The sequence below is a fragment of the Variovorax sp. MSC1_012 genome, from assembly GCF_023667525.1.
GTDB classification, from domain to species: domain Bacteria; phylum Pseudomonadota; class Gammaproteobacteria; order Burkholderiales; family Burkholderiaceae_C; genus Variovorax; species Variovorax beijingensis_B.
Genome location: NZ_CM174443.1, coordinates 4,260,972 through 4,277,864 on the forward strand (window position 1 = coordinate 4,260,972; position 16,893 = coordinate 4,277,864).

The following is a 16,893-nucleotide window of genomic DNA, read 5'->3' on the forward strand; positions in this document are numbered from 1 at the left end:
ATGTCCGACTGGACGCCCCCGCGCCTAGGCCGTTCGGCGGATGCGCTCGATCAGTCCATTGAGCGCCTCGATGGAGCCGAAGTGGATCGCCAGCTCGCCGCTCTCCTCCACCTTGCCGCCGCGCTTGCTGCGCTTCTTGATGCGGACCTCGACCTCGGCGGTCAGCAGGTCGGCCAGTTCCTCTTCCACGCGCTGCAGGTCGCGCGACTTCTCGCCGTCGTTGCTGCGGCGCGACGGCGTGAGGGTGAACTCGGCCGCCAGCCTTTTCACCAGCGCCTCGGCTTCGCGCACCGACATCTTCTTGGCCGCGATCTGGTTGGCGGCGGTGATCTGCGTACCGCGGTCGAGCGAGAGCAGCGCGCGGGCATGGCCCATGTCGATGTCGCCCGCCATCAGCATCTGCTGTGCCGGCTCGGCCAGGTTCAGCAGGCGCAGCAGGTTGCTGGCCGCGCTGCGCGACCGCCCTACGGCCTGTGCGGCAGCTTCGTGAGTGAGCCCAAACTCTGACACCAGGCGTTGCAGGCCTTGGGCTTCTTCGAGCGGATTGAGGTCTTCGCGCTGAATGTTCTCGATCAGCGACATGGCCGCCGCAGCCTCGTTGGGCACGTCGCGCACCAGCACTGGCACGCGGTCCAGGCCCGCGAGCCTGGCGGCGCGGAAGCGGCGCTCGCCCGCGATGATTTCGTACTCGGCGTTCTTGGCGGCGGCCGATTCGGCATCGAGCCGGCGCACCAGGATCGGCTGCATGATGCCCTGCGCCTTGATGCTCTCGGCCAGCTCGTACAGCGCACCTTCGTCCATCCGGGTGCGCGGCTGGTAGACGCCCGCCACCATCTCGTCGAGCATCAGCGTGTTCGGATTCTGCGCGGCGGCGCCCTCGTCGGAGCCGGTGGGGTCGGCGGACGGCGCGGCCGTGGGGCCGAGCAGCGCTTCGAGGCCGCGTCCCAGGCCCTTGGGTTTCTTGGTCGCCATCAGTGCGTGTCTTTCGAGATTTCGTTCAATAGTTTCCGGCCCTGGACCCAGTCGCCCAGGCCGGATTCGGCGTTCAGGTGGCCGCCCGCACCGGCGTCGACGAAGCGCGCGCCCCAGTCGGCGGCCATCTGGCGCGAGCGCGCGGCCTCGCAGTAGGGATCGTCGTTGGCGGCAATCAGCACCGAGGGAAACGGCAGCGGCTTGCGCACGATGGGTGCCCAGCCCGGGATCAGCTGGCGCAGGTCGTCGCGCTCGACGTCACCGGGTGCGACCAGCAGCGCACCCCGCACCTTGTGCGTGTTGCGCGAATGCGCAGCCCAGGCCGCGACGAGGATGCATCCCAGGCTGTGTGCCGCAAAGACCACGGGGCCAGGCGCTGCGAGCACCTCTTCCTCGAGCCGTGCGGACCAGTCGCCGCGCAGCGGCCGCATCCAGTCGTGCTGTTCGATGCGGTGGTCGCCGTGGACCGACTCCCAGCGGGTTTGCCAATGGCCGGGACCGCTGTTCTGCCAGCCCGGCAGCAGGAAGACACGGGACGCTGCCATCAGAAGCTTTTCTCGCCCGAATCGGGGCCACCCGCCGGCGACAACACGTCCTCGGGGACGGCCAGGTTGGGCGGCGCGACCGGCCCGACCGGCGCAATGGGCGGCGCAACGGCCCCGGATGCGAAGGCACTGGCCGGCGGCATCTTCTCGACCAGTTCCCTGGCAAAGGCAACGAAGGCCTGGCTGCCGCGCGCGGCCGGGTCGAACACCACGCCCGGCAGGCCATAGCTCGGCGCCTCGGCCAGTCGCACGTTGCGCGGGATCACGGTGTCGAACACCTTGTCGCCGAAGTGGGCCTTGAGCTGCTCGCTCACCTGCTGCTGCAGCGTGATGCGCGGATCGAACATCACGCGCAGCAGGCCGATGATCTGCAAGTTCTTGTTGAGGTTGGCATGCACCTGCTTGATGGTGTTGACCAGGTCCGTGAGCCCCTCGAGCGCGAAGTACTCGCACTGCATCGGCACGATCACGCCATGGGCGGCGCACAGGCCGTTGAGCGTCAGCAGACTCAGACTCGGCGGGCAGTCGATCAGCACGAAGTCGTACTCGGCGCCCACCGCGGCAAGCGCCGTCCGCAGGCGCTTTTCGCGGCGGTCGAGCGCCACCATCTCGACTTCGGCGCCGGCCAGTTCGCGGTTGGCGCCCAGCACGTCGTAGCCGCAGCCGCCCTCCACGAGCTTGTCGGCCTTGACGCGCGCCTCGGCCACCGACGCCGACTCGAGCAGCACGTCGTACACCGTGAGCTCCAGCTGGCGCTTGTCGATGCCCGAACCCATGGTTGCATTGCCCTGGGGATCGAGGTCGATCATGAGCACCCGCTGGCCCACCTTGGCCAGCCCGGCGGCAAGGTTGACGGTGGTGGTGGTCTTGCCGACGCCGCCCTTTTGGTTGGCAATGCAGAAAATCTTGGCCATATGAGGATCAGCGGGAAATGGCGAGCTTGACGCCAAAGGCAATCAGGAAGACGCCCGCGAGCTTTTCGAGCATGCCCGAAATGCGCGGGTTGGCGCGAATGCGCTCCGCCAGAAAGTGCGTGAGCAGCGTCGAAGTCAGGCCATAAAGAAAGGTCAGAACGGCAATCGTCACGGCCATGGCGCCGAAAGTGACCAGGCCCTGGTGGCGTGCGGGGTCGACGAACAGCGGGAAGAAGGCCATGTAGAACACAATGGCCTTGGGGTTCAGCAAGGTGATGGCGAGCGCCTGGCGCATGAAGTGGCTGGGGCGGATGTTGAGGATCGGCGCCGCGCCGGGCTTGGCCAGCAGCATCTTGGCGCCCAGCCATGCGAGGTAGGCGGCGCCCAGCCATTGCACCGCCTTGAATGCGGCCGGATACGCCGCCAGCACCGCCGCCACGCCCGCCACCGCCGCCCACATCAGGAACTGGTCGCCGATGATCACGCCCAACGTGGCCGCCAAGCCGCCACGGATTCCGCCTTTGCTGGTCGAGGTGATCAACGCGAGGTTGCCCGGACCGGGAATCAGGAGAAAGAGGACGATGGCGGCAACGAATGCGCCGTAGTCAGCAATGCCGAACATGGGATTTGCCTCGAGAAAGAGAGCCAGGGGGAGGCGTCGAGTCTAAGCGAGGCCGGCCCTTGCGAGGACCACCCGGCATCGGCTTTCACCGATGCGGCGGCTTCTTTTTGGCGATTCAGGCCGCTTCTTTGCGCGCCCAGACGATGCAGCGCTCGGCGTCCAGGCTTGGAACGGTCAATTGTTCCACGTGAAACACTGCGATACCTTGGGGCAAGGCAGCGAGTTCATCGGTGGGTACCTTACCCTTCATTGCCAACCAGACGCCGTCAGGCGCGAGCAGGTGCCTGGACCCGTTGAAGAAATCAGGCAGCGAGGCAAAAGCCCGGGAGCTGATGACTTCATAGCTGCCCGTCAGCGATTCGACGCGCGCATGCAGGCCGCGCAGATTGGGCAGATCGAGTTCGGCTGCCACCTGCTGGACGAAAGCTGCCTTCTTGGCAACGGCATCGAGGCAGCTCACCTCGAGATCCGGCCGCATGATGGCAATCACCACGCCCGGCAGGCCGCCCCCGGAACCGACGTCGAGCAACTTGCCCTTCCCTGCCCATTCGCGCTGCAACGGCGCCACGGCTGCCAGGCTGTCGAGCAGATGGTGCGTCAGCACGCTGGCCGGATCGCGCAGAGCTGTAAGGTTGTAGACCTTGTTCCACTTGAGCATCAGCGTGCCGTAGGCCAGCAACTGCTCTGCTTGTTGATCGGACAAGGCCGTGCCCAGGTCCGCCGCGCCTTGGCGCAGCGTGTCGATGGGCGCGGTCATTGGTGCACCCTTGGCGCTGCGCGCCTTCCCGCCAAGCGGGAGCGAGCTTGCTTGGGGCGGCCCGGCGCGGCGCTCATTGGGCGGGCTGCGATTCTGCAGCGGCTTCCGTGGCGGCGTCGCGGTTGAAAGCCTTGTGGCCGCCCTTCCGCAAATGGATCATCAGCAGGGAAATTGCGGCGGGCGTGACACCCGAAATGCGTGACGCCAAGCCCAGCGTTTCGGGCCGGTGCTTGTCGAGCTTCTGGCGCACTTCGAAACTCAGCGCCTTGACCTGGCTGTAGTCGAAATCGGCCGGGAGGCGCAGGTTCTCGAAGTGCGCTGCGCGCTCCACTTCATCGTGCTGGCGCTCGATGTAGCCCGAGTACTTGGCCGAGATTTCGATCTGCTCGATTTCAATTTCACTGAGTGGTGACCCTGCGCTGTACTTTCCGCCGTCCAGTGACATCAGCGTCTCGTAATTCACATCGGGCCGGCGCAGGAGGTCGGCCAGGTTGTATTCATGCTCGATGGCCTTGCCGAGCACGCGCTCCGATTCGGCGGCCGGCAGGTTGCGCGGATTCACCCAGATCGACTTGAGCCGTTCTGTTTCACGTGAAACAGTGTCGCGCTTGCGGCTGAAGGCGTCCCATCGCGCATCGTCCACCAGGCCCAGCTTGCGCCCTGCTTCGGTCAGTCGCATGTCGGCGTTGTCCTCGCGCAGCTGCAGCCGGAATTCGGCGCGGCTGGTGAACATGCGGTATGGCTCGGTCACGCCCTTGGTGATCAGGTCATCGACCAGCACGCCCAGATAAGCCTCATCCCGGCGTGGCAGCCAGGCTTCCTCACCACGGCATTGGAGCGCCGCATTGATGCCGGCAAACAGGCCCTGGGCCGCAGCCTCTTCGTAGCCGGTGGTGCCGTTGATCTGCCCGGCAAAGAAAAGGCCTTTGATCGAGCGTGTCTCGAAGCTGCTCTTGAGTTCTCGCGGATCGAAGTAGTCGTACTCGATGGCGTAGCCCGGCCGCAGGATGTGGGCGTTCTCCAGCCCAGGCATCGAGCGCACGAGCTGGTACTGGATGTCGAACGGCAGGCTGGTCGAGATGCCGTTGGGGTAGTACTCGTTGGTGGTCAGCCCTTCGGGCTCGAGAAAGATCTGGTGGCTTTCCTTGTCGGCAAAGCGGTTGATCTTGTCTTCCACGCTCGGGCAGTAGCGCGGGCCGACGCCGTCGATCTTGCCCGTGAACATCGGGCTGCGGTCGAAGCCCGAGCGGATGATGTCGTGCGTGCGCGCATTGGTGTAGGTGATCCAGCACGGCATCTGCTGCGGATGCATGTCGACCCGACCCATGAAGCTGAACACCGGCATCGGCCCCGCCCCGCCCGGCATGCCATCGCCGGGCTGTTCGGTGCACTTCGAAAAATCGATACTCCGGCCGTCCAGGCGCGGGGGCGTACCGGTCTTCAGGCGTCCCTGCGGCAGCTTCAGTTCCTTGAGCCGCGCCGACAGGCTGACCGCGGGCGGATCGCCCGCGCGTCCGGCCTGGTAGTTGTCGAGGCCCACATGGATGCGGCCGTCGAGAAAAGTCCCCGCGGTGAGCACCACGGTGCGCGCGCGAAAGGCGATGCCCACCTGGGTGACGGCGCCAACCACGCGGTCGCCCTCCACCATCAGGTCATCGACCGCTTGCTGGAACAAGCTCAGGTTCGGCTGGTTTTCCAGGCGATGGCGGATCGCGGCCTTGTACAGCACGCGGTCGGCCTGCGCGCGGGTCGCACGCACTGCCGGACCCTTGCTCGAATTGAGAATGCGGAACTGGATGCCCGCCTCGTCGGTGGCAATGGCCATCGCGCCGCCCAGCGCATCGACCTCTTTCACGAGGTGGCCCTTGCCGATACCGCCGATCGACGGGTTGCAGCTCATCTGCCCCAGCGTCTCGATGTTGTGGGAGAGCAGCAGCGTCTTGGCGCCCATGCGGGCAGCCGCGAGCGCGGCCTCGGTGCCGGCATGGCCACCGCCGACGACGATTACATCGAATTCTTCGGGATACAGCATTTGAAAGAGGGGCGCACTACTGACGCGTGCGCTGCGCAAAGGGGCACCAATTTTAATCGGGGGTACCGGTCTGCGTCCGATATGCGGGCAATATGGTTAATGGCGCCTGAATCACCTGTGCCCGCCATTTCCCTCTCGTATCTTGGATAGTTCGCTATTAATTTAATAGCAATCCATCCAAGCTCTCAGGCGTGTCGCCGGCGCGAGCGATGCTCGGGAAGCTGCCAGTGCGTTTGCGTGACGAGCAGCACGCGCACCACGCGATGTGCCGGGCTCTGAAGCAGCAGGCCGAGGGGGCGGGACCGCGGCCAGACCGGTTGCGGACGGTGTCTCAATCGATCGCCTTTTTCACTGCGCCAATCCCCAGTGCCGCCAAGACCACGAACACCACCGCCAGGACCAGGAACAGGCCGAACAGCAGCTTGGCGATGCCGGCTGCGCCTGCCGCAATGCCGCCGAAGCCAAGCACCCCGGCCACCAGCGAGATCAAGGCAAAAATAATCGCGTACTTCAACATCTGAAAAACTCCTTGCGGCGAGCCTCGCCCACCGTGCGGGGGAGCTTAGGAACCGGCCACACCCGCCCCGATAGTCGCCCCGCGCGAGCGGCCGTAGGACAAACGCCCAGCACACAAACCCGCTAGCATCCCGTGGGTCCATGGATCGATTCCCCGATATCCATATTCCCAACATTGGAGATTCTTCGCATGAAGCTGTATTACTCGCCCGGCGCCTGCTCCCTTTCGCCCCACATCGCGCTGCACGAGGCAGGCCTTGCCTTCGAACCCGTGCTGGCCAGCACCAAGACCCACAAGCTGCAGGACGGCACCGACTACTACGGCATCAACCCGCTGGGCTACGTGCCCATGCTCGAGCTCGACGACGGCACCCGCCTGCGCGAAGGCCCGGCCATCGTGCAGTACATCGCCGACCTGGCACCCACCAAGAACCTCGCACCGGCCGCCGGCACGCTGCAGCGCTACCGCCTGCAGGAATGGCTGACCTTCATCGGCACCGAGATGCACAAGGGCTACAGCCCGCTGTTCAACCCGAACATGCCCGAAGAAGCCAAGGCCATCTTCAAGGACAAGCTCAAGTCGCGCTACGAATGGCTCGACGGACAGCTTGCCGACAAGCAGTACCTGATGGGCGACCAGTTCAGCGTGGCCGACGGCTACCTGTTCACCGTTACCAACTGGGCCAAGCCCACCGGCGTCGACATCGCGGGCTTCGCCAACCTCCAGGCCTGGCACGCGCGCGTGGCCGCTCGCCCCGCTGTTCAGGAGGCGATGAAGGCTGAAGGCCTGCTGAAGTAAGAAGAAGCCGACAGAAGCTCGAAAGAGCCGCGAAGCAGTCCGCCCCAACCCCGGGAAAACCCGGACTGCTTCAGCCACAAGCCGCATGCCGCGGCTTTTTTTTCGGGTCACGCTACGGCCCTGCTCCAGACTCCGTAGCGAAGGAACCGCCGATGGCCGAGGCCCCCGCACTTCATCATCAAGAACTGCGCGAGGAGATGCGCGGGCCCGTGATGTGGCTCACCATCGACCGCGAGGCACGCCGCAACGCCATCAACCCCGGCGTGCTGGCGGCGCTCTCGTCGGCACTGTCCCGCGCCGACGCCGACCGCGCCGTGCGCGCGGTAGTCATCACCGGCGCCGGCACGCGCGCCTTCTGCGCCGGCGCCGACCTGCAAGGCGGCACCTCTTTCAAGTTCGACCATGCCGAGCCGTACCAGGGCTTCGCCAACCTTTTGCGCCAGGCCCGGCAGCTGACGGTGCCGCTGGTCGCACGCGTCAACGGTGCCTGCATGGCGGGCGGCATGGGCATCCTGGGCATGTGCGACATGGCGGCCGCCGGCAGCCACGCCGTGTTCGGCCTGCCCGAAGTCAAGGTCGGCCTCTTTCCGGCCCAGGTGCTCAGTGTGCTCGGCCCTCTGCTGCCGCGCCGCGTGCTGGCCCAGATGTGCCTGACCGGCGAACCCATCACCGCCGCGCAGGCACTCGAACACGGGCTCGTGAATCGCGTGGGCGAGGACGTCGACGAAAGCCTGGACTGGCTGCTTGGCCGCATGCTCGACAAGTCGCCCGCCGCCATCCGCCGCGGCCTGTACACGATGAAGAAGATCGAGGCCATGGCCTTCGAGGAATCGATCGCCTTCACCGAAAGCCAGATCGGCCTCTTCGCGCTCACGGAAGATGCGGCCGAAGGCCAGCTCGCCTTCCGCGAAAAGCGCAAGCCGCAGTGGAGCGGCCGATGAGCACCCACGGCAGCAGCAACAACAACGAACGCATCGTACGCATCGGCGGCGCCTCGGGCTTCTGGGGCGACAGCAGCGTGGGCGCACCGCAGCTCGTGGCCAGCGGGCAGATCGACTACCTGGTGTTCGACTACCTGGCCGAGCTCACGATGTCGATCCTCGCGGGCGCGCGGCTCAGGAAGCCCGAGCTCGGCTACGCCACCGACTTTGTCTCCATCGCGATGAAGGCGGTGCTGAAGGATGTCGTGCAGCAGGGCATTCGCGTGGTGAGCAATGCGGGCGGCGTCAATCCGCAGGGCTGCGCCGATGCACTGGCCGCGCTCGCGGCCGAGCAAGGCATCGCGCTGAAGATTGCAGTGGTCAGCGGCGACGACGTATCGCCGCTGCTACCGCAGCTGCGTCAGCAACAGCCCGCCGTGCGCGAACTGCAGAGCGGCGCGCCGCTGCCCGAGCGCGTGCTCACGGCCAATGCCTACCTGGGTGCGCGGCCGATCCAGGCCGCGCTCGATGCGGGCACGCAGGTGGTCATCACGGGCCGCTGCGTCGATTCGGCCGTGACGCTCGGCGTGCTGATGCACGAGTTCGGCTGGCAGCCCGGCGACCACGATCTGCTCGCCGCCGGCAGCCTCGCGGGCCACATCATCGAATGCGGCTGCCAGGCCACCGGCGGCCTGCACACCGACTGGGACACCGTGCCCGACTGGCCGAACATCGGCTATCCGATCGTCGAGTGCAGCGCCGATGGCGGCTTCGTCGTCACCAAGCCCGCGGGCACCGGCGGCAAGGTCACACCGGCCGTGGTGGGCGAGCAGATGCTCTACGAGATCGGAGATCCGTCGGCCTACCTGCTGCCCGACGTGGTGGCCGACTTCACGCAGGTGCGCATCGCGCAGGCCGGCGAGCACCGCGTGCGCGTGCATGGCGCCCGGGGCCGCCCGTCCACTGCGAGCTACAAGGTCTGCGCCACCTATGCAGAAGGCTTCAAGGCCGCGGCGCAGCTCACCATCGTCGGCTTCGACGCCGTCGCCAAGGCCAGGCGCACCGGCGAGGCGATCCTTGCGCGCACCGGCGCGCTGTTCGACCAGCAAGGCTTCGGCCCCTACAGCGGCGCGCAACTCGAGGTGCTCGGCGCCGAATCTTGCTACGGCCCGCATGCGCAGGCCCTGCAAACCCGCGAAGCCGTGCTGCGGCTCGCGGTCACGCATGCGCGCAAGGAGGCGCTGGAACTCTTCGCGCGCGAAGTGGCGCCCGCCGGCACCTCGTGGGCGCCGGGCACCACGGGCGCGGGCGGGCGCGCCTCGGTTTCGCCGTCGATCCGGCAGTACGCCTTCCTGCTTGACAAGACGATGGTCGAAGCGCGCGTGAGCATCGACGGGCAGCGCATCGAATTGCCGCGCGACGCCGTGGTTGCGGCGGCTGCCGACGCGCCTTCACCACGGCAGGCCACCGGCGATGCGAATGCCCTGGTCTCCGTCGATGCCGGCGCCAGCGAAGTGCCGCTCATCCACCTGGCCTGGGCCCGCAGCGGCGACAAGGGCGACACCTCGAACATCGGCGTCATTGCGCGCCACCCTGCCCTGCTGCCGCTGCTACGCGAGCAGCTCACCGAAGCGCGCGTGGCCGAATGGCTCGCACACCTGGTCAAGGGGCCGGTCAGGCGCTATGAAGTGCCGGGCATCGGCGCCTTCAACTTCGTCTGCGAGCAGGCGCTCGGCGGCGGCGGCATGGCGTCGCTGCGCAACGATCCGCTCGGCAAAGGCATGGGGCAGATCCTGCTCGCGATGCCCGTGCGCGTGAGCGCGGAACTGCTCGCGCTCGCTGGGTCCGATCGCAGCGCTCCGAACGCCTAGCAGCAAACGGACAACCGTGCGACAGCAGGTTTGACTGCGCAGGTTTAGCCTCGCGGCCTCTGTCCCACTCTTTGACGTTTCGCCATGCCCTCCCTCTTCGATCCCGTACAGGCCGGTGACCTGCAGCTCGCCAACCGCATCGTGATGGCGCCGCTCACGCGCAACCGCTCGCCCAACGCGATTCCCCAGGACATCGCCGCCACCTACTACGCACAGCGCGCCAGCGCGGGCCTGCTCATCACCGAAGCCACCGCCATCAGCCACCAGGGCCAGGGCTACGCCGACGTGCCGGGCCTCTATGGCACCGAGCAGCTCGATGCCTGGAAGCGCGTGACCGATGCGGTGCATGCCAAGGGCGGCAAGATCGTGGTGCAGCTCTGGCATGTGGGCCGCGTCTCGCACAGCGAACTGCAGCCGGGCGGCGGCAAGCCCGTCGCGCCCTCGGCCATCATTGCCAGGACCAAGACCGTGCTCATCAAGGAGGGCGTGCCGACCTTCGTCGAAACCTCCGAGCCGCGCGCGCTCGACGCCGAGGAACTGCCCGGCATCGTCCACACCTATGCGGCCGCCGCGCGCAACGCGGTGGAAACCGCCGGCTTCGACGGCGTGGAACTCCACGGCGCCAACGGCTACCTGCTCGACCAGTTCCTCAAGGACGGCAGCAACAAGCGCACCGACGACTACGGCGGCAGCATCGAGAACCGCGCCCGCCTGCTGCTGGAAGCCACGCGCGCCGTGGTCGATGCGGTCGGCGGCGGCAAGACCGGCATCCGCCTGTCGCCCGTCACGCCGGCCAACGATGTGCACGACTCCGATCCGCAGCCGCTCTTCACCTACGTGGTGAAGCAGCTCGCCCCGCTCGGCCTGGCCTACATCCACATCATCGAAGGCGCCACCGGCGGTCCGCGCGAGATCGAGGACCGTCCCTTCGACTACGAGGCGCTCAAGGCCGCCTACCGCCAGGCCGGCGGCAAGGGCGCATGGATGGTCAACAACGGCTACGACAAGCCGCTGGCGGACCAAGCCGTCAAGGAAGGCGACGACCTCGTCGCCTTCGGCAAGCCCTTCATCGCCAACCCCGACCTGGTGCGCCGCCTGCGCGAGAACGCCCCGCTCAACGCCGTGGACAAGGCCACGATGTACGGCGGCGGCACCAAGGGCTACACGGACTACCCGGCGCTGGGCTGAGTGCGCAGGAGAAAAACGCCATGGCCCGCATCGAACAGCGACTCGCCACGCTCGGCCTCGTGCTGCCGCCGCCGGTCGCGCCGCCGCCCAGCGTGGTGCTGCCTTTCGCCTTCGTGCGCATCGCCGGGCGCCGCGCCATCGTTTCGGGCCATGGCCCGCTGAATGCCGACGGCACCATTGCCGCGCCGCTCGGCAAGCTGGGCCGCGAGCTGACGGTCGAGCAGGGCTACGCAGCGGCGCGGCTCACTGCGCTGGCGATGCTCGGCAGCCTGCAGCGCGCGCTCGGCGACCTCGACCGCATCACGGCCTGGACGCGCGTGTTCGGCATGGTGGCTTCGGCACCGGGCTTCGACAAGCAGCCCGCCGTCATCAACGGCTTCTCGGACCTCGTGCTCGAACTCTTCGGCCCGGAGATCGGCGCGCACGCACGCAGTGCCGTCGGCATGGCGGAGCTTCCGTTCAGCATCCCGGTCGAGATCGAAGGCGAAGTGGAGTTCGGGGATTGAGCGCCGCGCCGTCGGTCAGGCGCCGCGCGCCGGCGCCGTGCCGGCCGCATCGCCCGCCGCCATCGGACGCAGCTCCGCGAAGGTGATGCTCACGCGCAGTCCCGCGGGTTCGGCCGCATCGAGCCGCAGCTCGGCACCCAGCAACTCCGCATAGCGCGACACGATCGACAGCCCCAGGCCCGAGCCCTGCCCCAGCTTCTGGCCCGCCGGCCCCTGCGCCCAGCGCTGCATCAGGTCGCGCTGCGCTTCCAGCGGAATGCCGGGGCCGTCGTCGATCACGCTCAGGGTGCGGCCCGCCAGCTCGACGGTGATGGTGCGTCCGCCGTAGCGCAGCGCGTTGTCGATCAGGTTGTCGAGAATGCCTTCGACCAGCGCTTCGTTCGCAAGCACCGTCACGCGCTCGTCGAGGCCGCGCGCACCCAGGTCGACGCCGTGCGCGTCGGCGCGGGCCAGGTGCCGCAGCACCGTCTGCTCGGCCAATATGTCGAGCTGCACCGGCTCGCGCGCGAGGCCGGTGCGCGCTTCATCTGCGAGCGCGAGCGCCAGCAGCTGGTCGATGAGATGGCTCGCGCGGGCCTGCCGCTCGGCCACGCGCGCGAGCTGCTCGCGCCACACGGTGGAGTCGTGCTGCGCGAGCCCGTATTCGGCCAGTGCGCGGATGCCCGCGAGCGGCGTGCGCAGCTCATGCGCCACGTTGCCCACGAACTCGCGCTGCGCGCGCACGCTGTGGTTCAGCCGGTCGAACAGCGCATTGACCGCATTGCCCAGGCGCTGCACCTCGCGCGAGGTGCGCACCACCGCGACCGGAGAGAGGTCGTACACGTCGCGGCGGTCCAGCGCCTGCTGGAGTTCGCCGAGCGGGCGCAGGTCGCTGCGAATGCCATGCCAGAGCCATACCGCGAGCAGCATCAGCAGCAGCACCTGCGGCGCCAATGCGTAGCCGAGCAGCCGCTGCACCAGCGCCGCGCGGCTCAGCGTGGTCTGTGCAATCACCACCCGGTAGGGCGTCAGCCGGCCGGGCTCGGTGACGGGCTCGAGCACCACCGCGCGCAGGACCTTGCCATCGTAGTCCAGGTCCGAGAAGCGATAGTGCGCGCCTGCCGGCGGCAGCGGTGCATTCAGGCCTGCCTGCCCCGAGATCAGCGTGCCGTCGAGCCGCTGCACCGCGAAGTAGATCTTGTCGACCTGGTCGAACAGCACCGTGGCCACTTCGCGCGGCGTGAGCAGCAGCTCGATGCCGCGCTCGCCCGCCTGCACGTTGGCCGAGAGCGCATAGGCGTCGTCGAGCATGGCGCGATCGAAGGCCTGTTCGGAAAAATAGTTGGCAATGACCAGCGCGATCACCGCGCCCACCATCCACGTGAGCGCCAGCGGCACCAGCACGTTGCGCAGCACGCGCCGCGTGAGCGAAGGCGCGGCCTTCGGCGGCCCGGACGCGGCCGGTTGCGTGCGGCTCACACTTCGGCTTCGAGCAGGTAGCCGATGCCGCGCAGCGTGCGGATGCCCGCGCCCGAACCGGCCAGCTTCTTGCGCAGCCGGGAGATGAAGGCCTCCAGCGCGTTGTCGCCCAATGATTCATCGAAGCTGGAGAGCTTGTCGGACAGCGCCCGCTTGCTCACCGTGCGGCCCGGCGGGCTCATCAGCTCCCACAGCACCTCGAACTCGCGCGCCGGCAGGTCGAGCGGCCCGCTCGCGGTGGAAAAGCGGCGCGCCTTGCGGTCCAGCTTGAGCTGGCCCAGCAACACGATGTCTTCGGTGCCCTTGGCCCGCCGCACCAAAGCGCGCAGCCGTGCCTCGACCTCGGCCAGGTCGAAGGGCTTGCCCAGGTAGTCGTCGGCACCGGCATCGAGGCCCGCGATGCGCTCCTCGGTGCGGCCGCGCGCCGTCAGCACCAGCACCGGCGTGCGGTCGCCGCGCGCACGCGCCTGGCGCAGGGCGCTGAGGCCGCTCGCCAGCCCGCTCGTGGGGCTGGCCGTGGCCGGCAGGTTCAGGTCGAGCAGCACCGCATCGAAGGGCTGCACGCGCCAGAGGTGGTCGGCGTCCTCGACGTTGGTCGACACGTCGACCCGGTGGCCGGCATCCGCAAGGCTGCGCAGCATCACGTCGCGCAGCACGGCATCGTCTTCGACAAGCAGGATTCGCATGGTGTGTGTGGTGGTTTGAAGTGCCTATTCTTGCGCGAAGGAGGGTCAGCGGCCGGTCAGCACACCCCGGCGATAAACGCGCCATGAGCATACGACAGCAACCTGCGGCACGGGTCTCTTTCCAGGCCGCTGCGACAACGCGATGAGCGCCCGCGATCCCTCCGATCTGCTGAGCGTGGTGCACCCCGCGGTGCGCCGCACGGCCATCGTGCTGCTGCATGGTTTATGCAGCACACCTGACGAGCTCCTGACCGTGCAATCGGCCCTGCGCGCGAGCGGCTATCCGGTGCATCCGATGCGCATCGACGGCTACTCCTTCGATGCCGCCGCACCGGTGCAGCAGGCCCTGCCGTACGAACGCTGGATCGACGCCGTCGAAGCACGGGTGAAGGCACTGCGCGCGCAGCACGATCGCGTGATGCTGGTGGGCATCTCGGCCGGCTCTTCACTGGCGCTTGGCACGGCCATCCGCTGCGGCAGCGGCGTCGATGCGCTGGTGCTGATGTCGACCACGCTGCGCTTCGACGGCTGGGCCGTGCCGCGAACGCAGGTGCTGCTGCCGCTGGCCTTCTACACGCCGCTCGGGCGATTCTGGCAATACCGCGAATGCCCGCCCTACGGCGTGAAGAACGAACGCGTGCGCGCCTGGATCGAGCGCGAGCTGCGCCACCGCAAGGTGTCGAGCGCCGGCAGCACGGTGATCGGCGTGGGCCACCTGCGCGAGCACGACCGGCTGATCCGCCACGTGAGGCGCAACCTGCACCGCGTGCAATGCGGCAGCGTGCTCGCGCTGCATGCACGCGAGGACGAGGTGGCCAGCGTGGCCAATCTCGGCCTCCTTGCGCGCGGGCTTCGCTGCGGCACGTTCCGCAGCGTGGTGCTTGCCAACAGCTACCACATGATCACGATCGACAACGACCGCCACCAGGTGGCGCGCGAAACCTCCGCCTTCGCCGACGCCGTGGCGCATGGCACGCCCGGCCCCGCCGGCGCCCTGCCCGCACGTTCCCTTGCCGCCTGAAACAAAGCACGCCAATGCCCTCCTATTCTTCTTCCTCGCCCGTCTTCAACAGCATCGCAACCATCCTGGTCAAGCAGTTCGACGTGGCGCGCGACACCATCGCGCCCGGCGCGGCCTTGTCCGAGCTCGGCCTCGATTCGCTGTCGCTGATGGAATTCGTGTTCGCGGTGGAGGATGCCTTTCATCTGCGCCTGCCCGAAGACCGGCTCGATCCGCGCGAGGCCGGCATCACGCTCGGCCACCTGTGCGAGGCGATCGAAGCCCAGATCGAGTGCAAGCTCGAATCGCCGATGGCCGCGCAGGCGTGATCAGCACGCGCGTGCAGGTGACGGGCATCGGCTTCGTCACGCCGCTGGGCTGCACCACCGTGTCGTTCGACGATGCGCTCTTCAACGGCCATTCCGCAGTGCGCACGCGAACGCTCGGGATCGAAGGCCTCGATCCGATCGAACTTGCCGTGGCCGCCTGCGATTTCGACCCGGCCGCCGTGCGCAGCAGCTCGCGCCTGCCGCTCGATCGAGGCAGCGCGATGGCGCTCGCGGCCGCACGAGATGCCGCCGCGCAGGCCGGGCTCGGGGCCGGCAGCATCGACCCCGAGCGCCTCGGCATCTTCTGGGGCAGCGGGCTGGCGGGCGCCGGCAGCTTCGACGACACCACGCGCGCGCTCTACGGCCAGCAGCGCCGCATGCGGCCGACGACCGTGCTCACCGTGATGCCCAATGCGGCGGTGGCGGAGCTCGCCCTGCAGTTCAGCGCCCAGGGCGCGGCCATTGCGTATGCCTGCGCCTGCGCGTCGTCGGCCGTGGCCATCGGCGAGGCAATGCGCGCCATCCGGGGCGGCTGGATCGACGCGGCCATCGTCGGCGGACACGAGGCCATGCTCACGCCGGGCGTGATGGCCAGCTGGCATGCAATGCGCGTGACGGCGCCGCCACCGCCGGGTGCGCCGGCCAGCGCCTGCCGGCCGTTCTCGGGCGACCGCGCGGGCTTCGCGCTGGGCGAAGGCGCGGCCGCGCTGGTGCTCGAATCAGCGGCGCATGCCAATGCGCGAGGCGCCGTTCATGCCTCGTCGCTCTTTCTTGCAGGCTACGCCACCAATTGCGATGCGACGCACATCACCAACCCCGACACGGCCGGCCAGGTGCGCGCCATGCGCGCGGCACTGCGCGATGCAGGCATCGAGGCGGCGCAGATCGGCCACGTCAACGCGCACGGCACGGCGACCATTGCCGGAGACGCCGCCGAGGCCGCGTCCATCCGCGAAGTGTTCGGCAATGCCACGCCCGTGAGCGCCACCAAGGCCATCCACGGCCATGTGCTGGGCGGCGGCGGCGCGATCGAGCTCGTGGCGGCGCTGCGAACGCTGGCGCGCGGGATGCTTCCGCCCACTGCCAACCTGCGGGTGCCCGATGCGGCCTTCGACCTGGACCTGGTGCGCGGCGGGGCGCGCGAGGCCCGCAACCTGCGCTACGTGCTTTCCAATTCGTTCGCATTCGGCGGCACCAACGCCGTACTGATCGCGGGACGCTGAAGAACGGCGTGACGGCGGGACTGGGTATGCTGACGCCTTCGCCGCATCTGCAGAAAACCGTCATCCATGCGCAGGCTCGCCACACCCCAGGACCTCGAAGCCGTCTTCTCCATCTACATGCACGAGCAGGTGGTGCCGTTCCTCGGCTACGACCCGATGCCGCTCGACGAATTCCGCGCCATCCACAAGGAGCTGGTCGACAGCCGCAGCTTCTATGTCTATGAAGTCGATGGCCGCGTCGCGGGCTTCTACCGCGCGACGCGCTATCCGGGCCGCGTGCGGCACGTGGCCTGCTTCGGCACGCTCGCGGTCGATCCGTCGCTGCACGGCAAGGGCATTGCGCAGGCGATGGTGAGCGATGCCATCGCCAGGCTCAAGGCCGAGGGCGTCAAGCGCATCGAGCTCTATGCCGAAAGCGACAACGCGCCGGGCCTGCGCTTCTACGAGAAGCTGGGCTTCGAATACGAAGGCACCCTGCGCAAGTTCTACAAGCGCGCCGGCGAGGCCGACTACATCGACGACCACCTGCTGGCGCTGCTGATCGACTGAGATCGA

18 protein-coding genes are annotated in these 16,893 nt (G+C 68.0%); 9 read left to right on the forward strand and 9 right to left on the reverse strand.

Translation table 11 applies throughout. From position 1 onward, the window contains the following. Nucleotides 1-24: 24 nt before the first annotated feature. The 7 genes from L1081_RS19935 to L1081_RS19965 form a co-directional block, all read right to left on the reverse strand. Nucleotides 25-972: a ParB/RepB/Spo0J family partition protein gene (locus L1081_RS19935; protein WP_124960315.1), complete on the reverse strand. Its 948-nt coding sequence runs from the start codon at nucleotides 970-972 to the stop codon at nucleotides 25-27. Further along, on the reverse strand, nucleotides 972-1,517 hold the full coding sequence (locus L1081_RS19940; RefSeq protein WP_489413731.1) for an alpha/beta hydrolase: 546 nt from the start codon (nucleotides 1,515-1,517) through the stop codon (nucleotides 972-974). Before L1081_RS19940 ends, L1081_RS19935 begins: the two co-directional genes overlap by 1 nt. Continuing rightward, complete coding sequence (locus L1081_RS19945) at nucleotides 1,517-2,431, reverse strand: AAA family ATPase (RefSeq protein ID WP_489413732.1); 915 nt, start codon at nucleotides 2,429-2,431, stop codon at nucleotides 1,517-1,519. The genes L1081_RS19940 and L1081_RS19945 overlap by 1 nt, the downstream gene beginning before the upstream one ends. A gap of 7 nt (nucleotides 2,432-2,438) precedes the next feature. Next, on the reverse strand, nucleotides 2,439-3,053 hold the full coding sequence (locus L1081_RS19950) for a LysE family transporter (RefSeq protein WP_489413733.1): 615 nt from the start codon (nucleotides 3,051-3,053) through the stop codon (nucleotides 2,439-2,441). A 115-nt stretch (nucleotides 3,054-3,168) separates the two neighbouring features. Continuing rightward, entirely contained in the window at nucleotides 3,169-3,810 is a 642-nt protein-coding gene (gene rsmG, locus L1081_RS19955; RefSeq protein WP_489413734.1) for a 16S rRNA (guanine(527)-N(7))-methyltransferase RsmG, read from the reverse strand. Between the two features lie 73 nt (nucleotides 3,811-3,883). Further along, nucleotides 3,884-5,842, reverse strand: coding sequence for a tRNA uridine-5-carboxymethylaminomethyl(34) synthesis enzyme MnmG (gene mnmG, locus L1081_RS19960; RefSeq protein ID WP_489413735.1), 1,959 nt, complete (start codon nucleotides 5,840-5,842; stop codon nucleotides 3,884-3,886). A gap of 331 nt (nucleotides 5,843-6,173) precedes the next feature. Continuing rightward, entirely contained in the window at nucleotides 6,174-6,359 is a 186-nt protein-coding gene (locus L1081_RS19965) for a DUF1328 family protein (protein WP_012745208.1), read from the reverse strand. A 189-nt stretch (nucleotides 6,360-6,548) separates the two neighbouring features. Here L1081_RS19965 and gstA point away from each other — a divergent pair, with 189 nt between their 5' ends. From gstA to L1081_RS19990, 5 genes are all read left to right on the forward strand, one after another. Further along, the gene (gstA, locus tag L1081_RS19970) at nucleotides 6,549-7,157 is read left to right on the forward strand and encodes a glutathione transferase GstA (RefSeq protein WP_489413736.1); all 609 of its coding nucleotides are present in this window, start codon (nucleotides 6,549-6,551) and stop codon (nucleotides 7,155-7,157) included. 152 nt (nucleotides 7,158-7,309) lie between these two features. Then, nucleotides 7,310-8,098, forward strand: a complete 789-nt coding sequence (locus L1081_RS19975) for an enoyl-CoA hydratase-related protein (RefSeq protein ID WP_489413737.1) — start codon at nucleotides 7,310-7,312, stop codon at nucleotides 8,096-8,098. Further along, complete coding sequence (locus tag L1081_RS19980) at nucleotides 8,095-9,948, forward strand: acyclic terpene utilization AtuA family protein (protein WP_489413738.1); 1,854 nt, start codon at nucleotides 8,095-8,097, stop codon at nucleotides 9,946-9,948. The genes L1081_RS19975 and L1081_RS19980 overlap by 4 nt, the downstream gene beginning before the upstream one ends. A gap of 84 nt (nucleotides 9,949-10,032) precedes the next feature. Further along, the gene (locus L1081_RS19985; protein WP_489413739.1) at nucleotides 10,033-11,136 is read left to right on the forward strand and encodes an oxidoreductase; all 1,104 of its coding nucleotides are present in this window, start codon (nucleotides 10,033-10,035) and stop codon (nucleotides 11,134-11,136) included. Between the two features lie 20 nt (nucleotides 11,137-11,156). Then, the gene (locus tag L1081_RS19990; protein ID WP_489413740.1) at nucleotides 11,157-11,642 is read left to right on the forward strand and encodes an Atu1372/SO_1960 family protein; all 486 of its coding nucleotides are present in this window, start codon (nucleotides 11,157-11,159) and stop codon (nucleotides 11,640-11,642) included. A gap of 15 nt (nucleotides 11,643-11,657) precedes the next feature. Here the strand turns inward: L1081_RS19990 and L1081_RS19995 are convergent, their stop codons facing one another. Further along, complete coding sequence (locus L1081_RS19995; protein WP_489413741.1) at nucleotides 11,658-13,100, reverse strand: sensor histidine kinase N-terminal domain-containing protein; 1,443 nt, start codon at nucleotides 13,098-13,100, stop codon at nucleotides 11,658-11,660. Next, nucleotides 13,097-13,786, reverse strand: coding sequence for a response regulator (locus tag L1081_RS20000; protein ID WP_489413742.1), 690 nt, complete (start codon nucleotides 13,784-13,786; stop codon nucleotides 13,097-13,099). The genes L1081_RS19995 and L1081_RS20000 overlap by 4 nt, the downstream gene beginning before the upstream one ends. Nucleotides 13,787-13,928: 142 nt before the next feature. Here L1081_RS20000 and L1081_RS20005 point away from each other — a divergent pair, with 142 nt between their 5' ends. The 4 genes from L1081_RS20005 (at nucleotide 13,929) to L1081_RS20020 (ending at nucleotide 16,887) form a co-directional block, all read left to right on the forward strand. After that, nucleotides 13,929-14,807, forward strand: coding sequence for an alpha/beta fold hydrolase (locus L1081_RS20005; protein WP_489413743.1), 879 nt, complete (start codon nucleotides 13,929-13,931; stop codon nucleotides 14,805-14,807). 14 nt (nucleotides 14,808-14,821) lie between these two features. Then, nucleotides 14,822-15,115, forward strand: a complete 294-nt coding sequence (locus L1081_RS20010) for a phosphopantetheine-binding protein (protein WP_489413744.1) — start codon at nucleotides 14,822-14,824, stop codon at nucleotides 15,113-15,115. Continuing rightward, complete coding sequence (locus tag L1081_RS20015; RefSeq protein WP_489413745.1) at nucleotides 15,079-16,338, forward strand: beta-ketoacyl synthase N-terminal-like domain-containing protein; 1,260 nt, start codon at nucleotides 15,079-15,081, stop codon at nucleotides 16,336-16,338. The genes L1081_RS20010 and L1081_RS20015 overlap by 37 nt, the downstream gene beginning before the upstream one ends. A 66-nt stretch (nucleotides 16,339-16,404) precedes the next feature. Continuing rightward, nucleotides 16,405-16,887, forward strand: a complete 483-nt coding sequence (locus tag L1081_RS20020) for a GNAT family N-acetyltransferase (protein WP_489413746.1) — start codon at nucleotides 16,405-16,407, stop codon at nucleotides 16,885-16,887. Nucleotides 16,888-16,893: the final 6 nt, after the last annotated feature.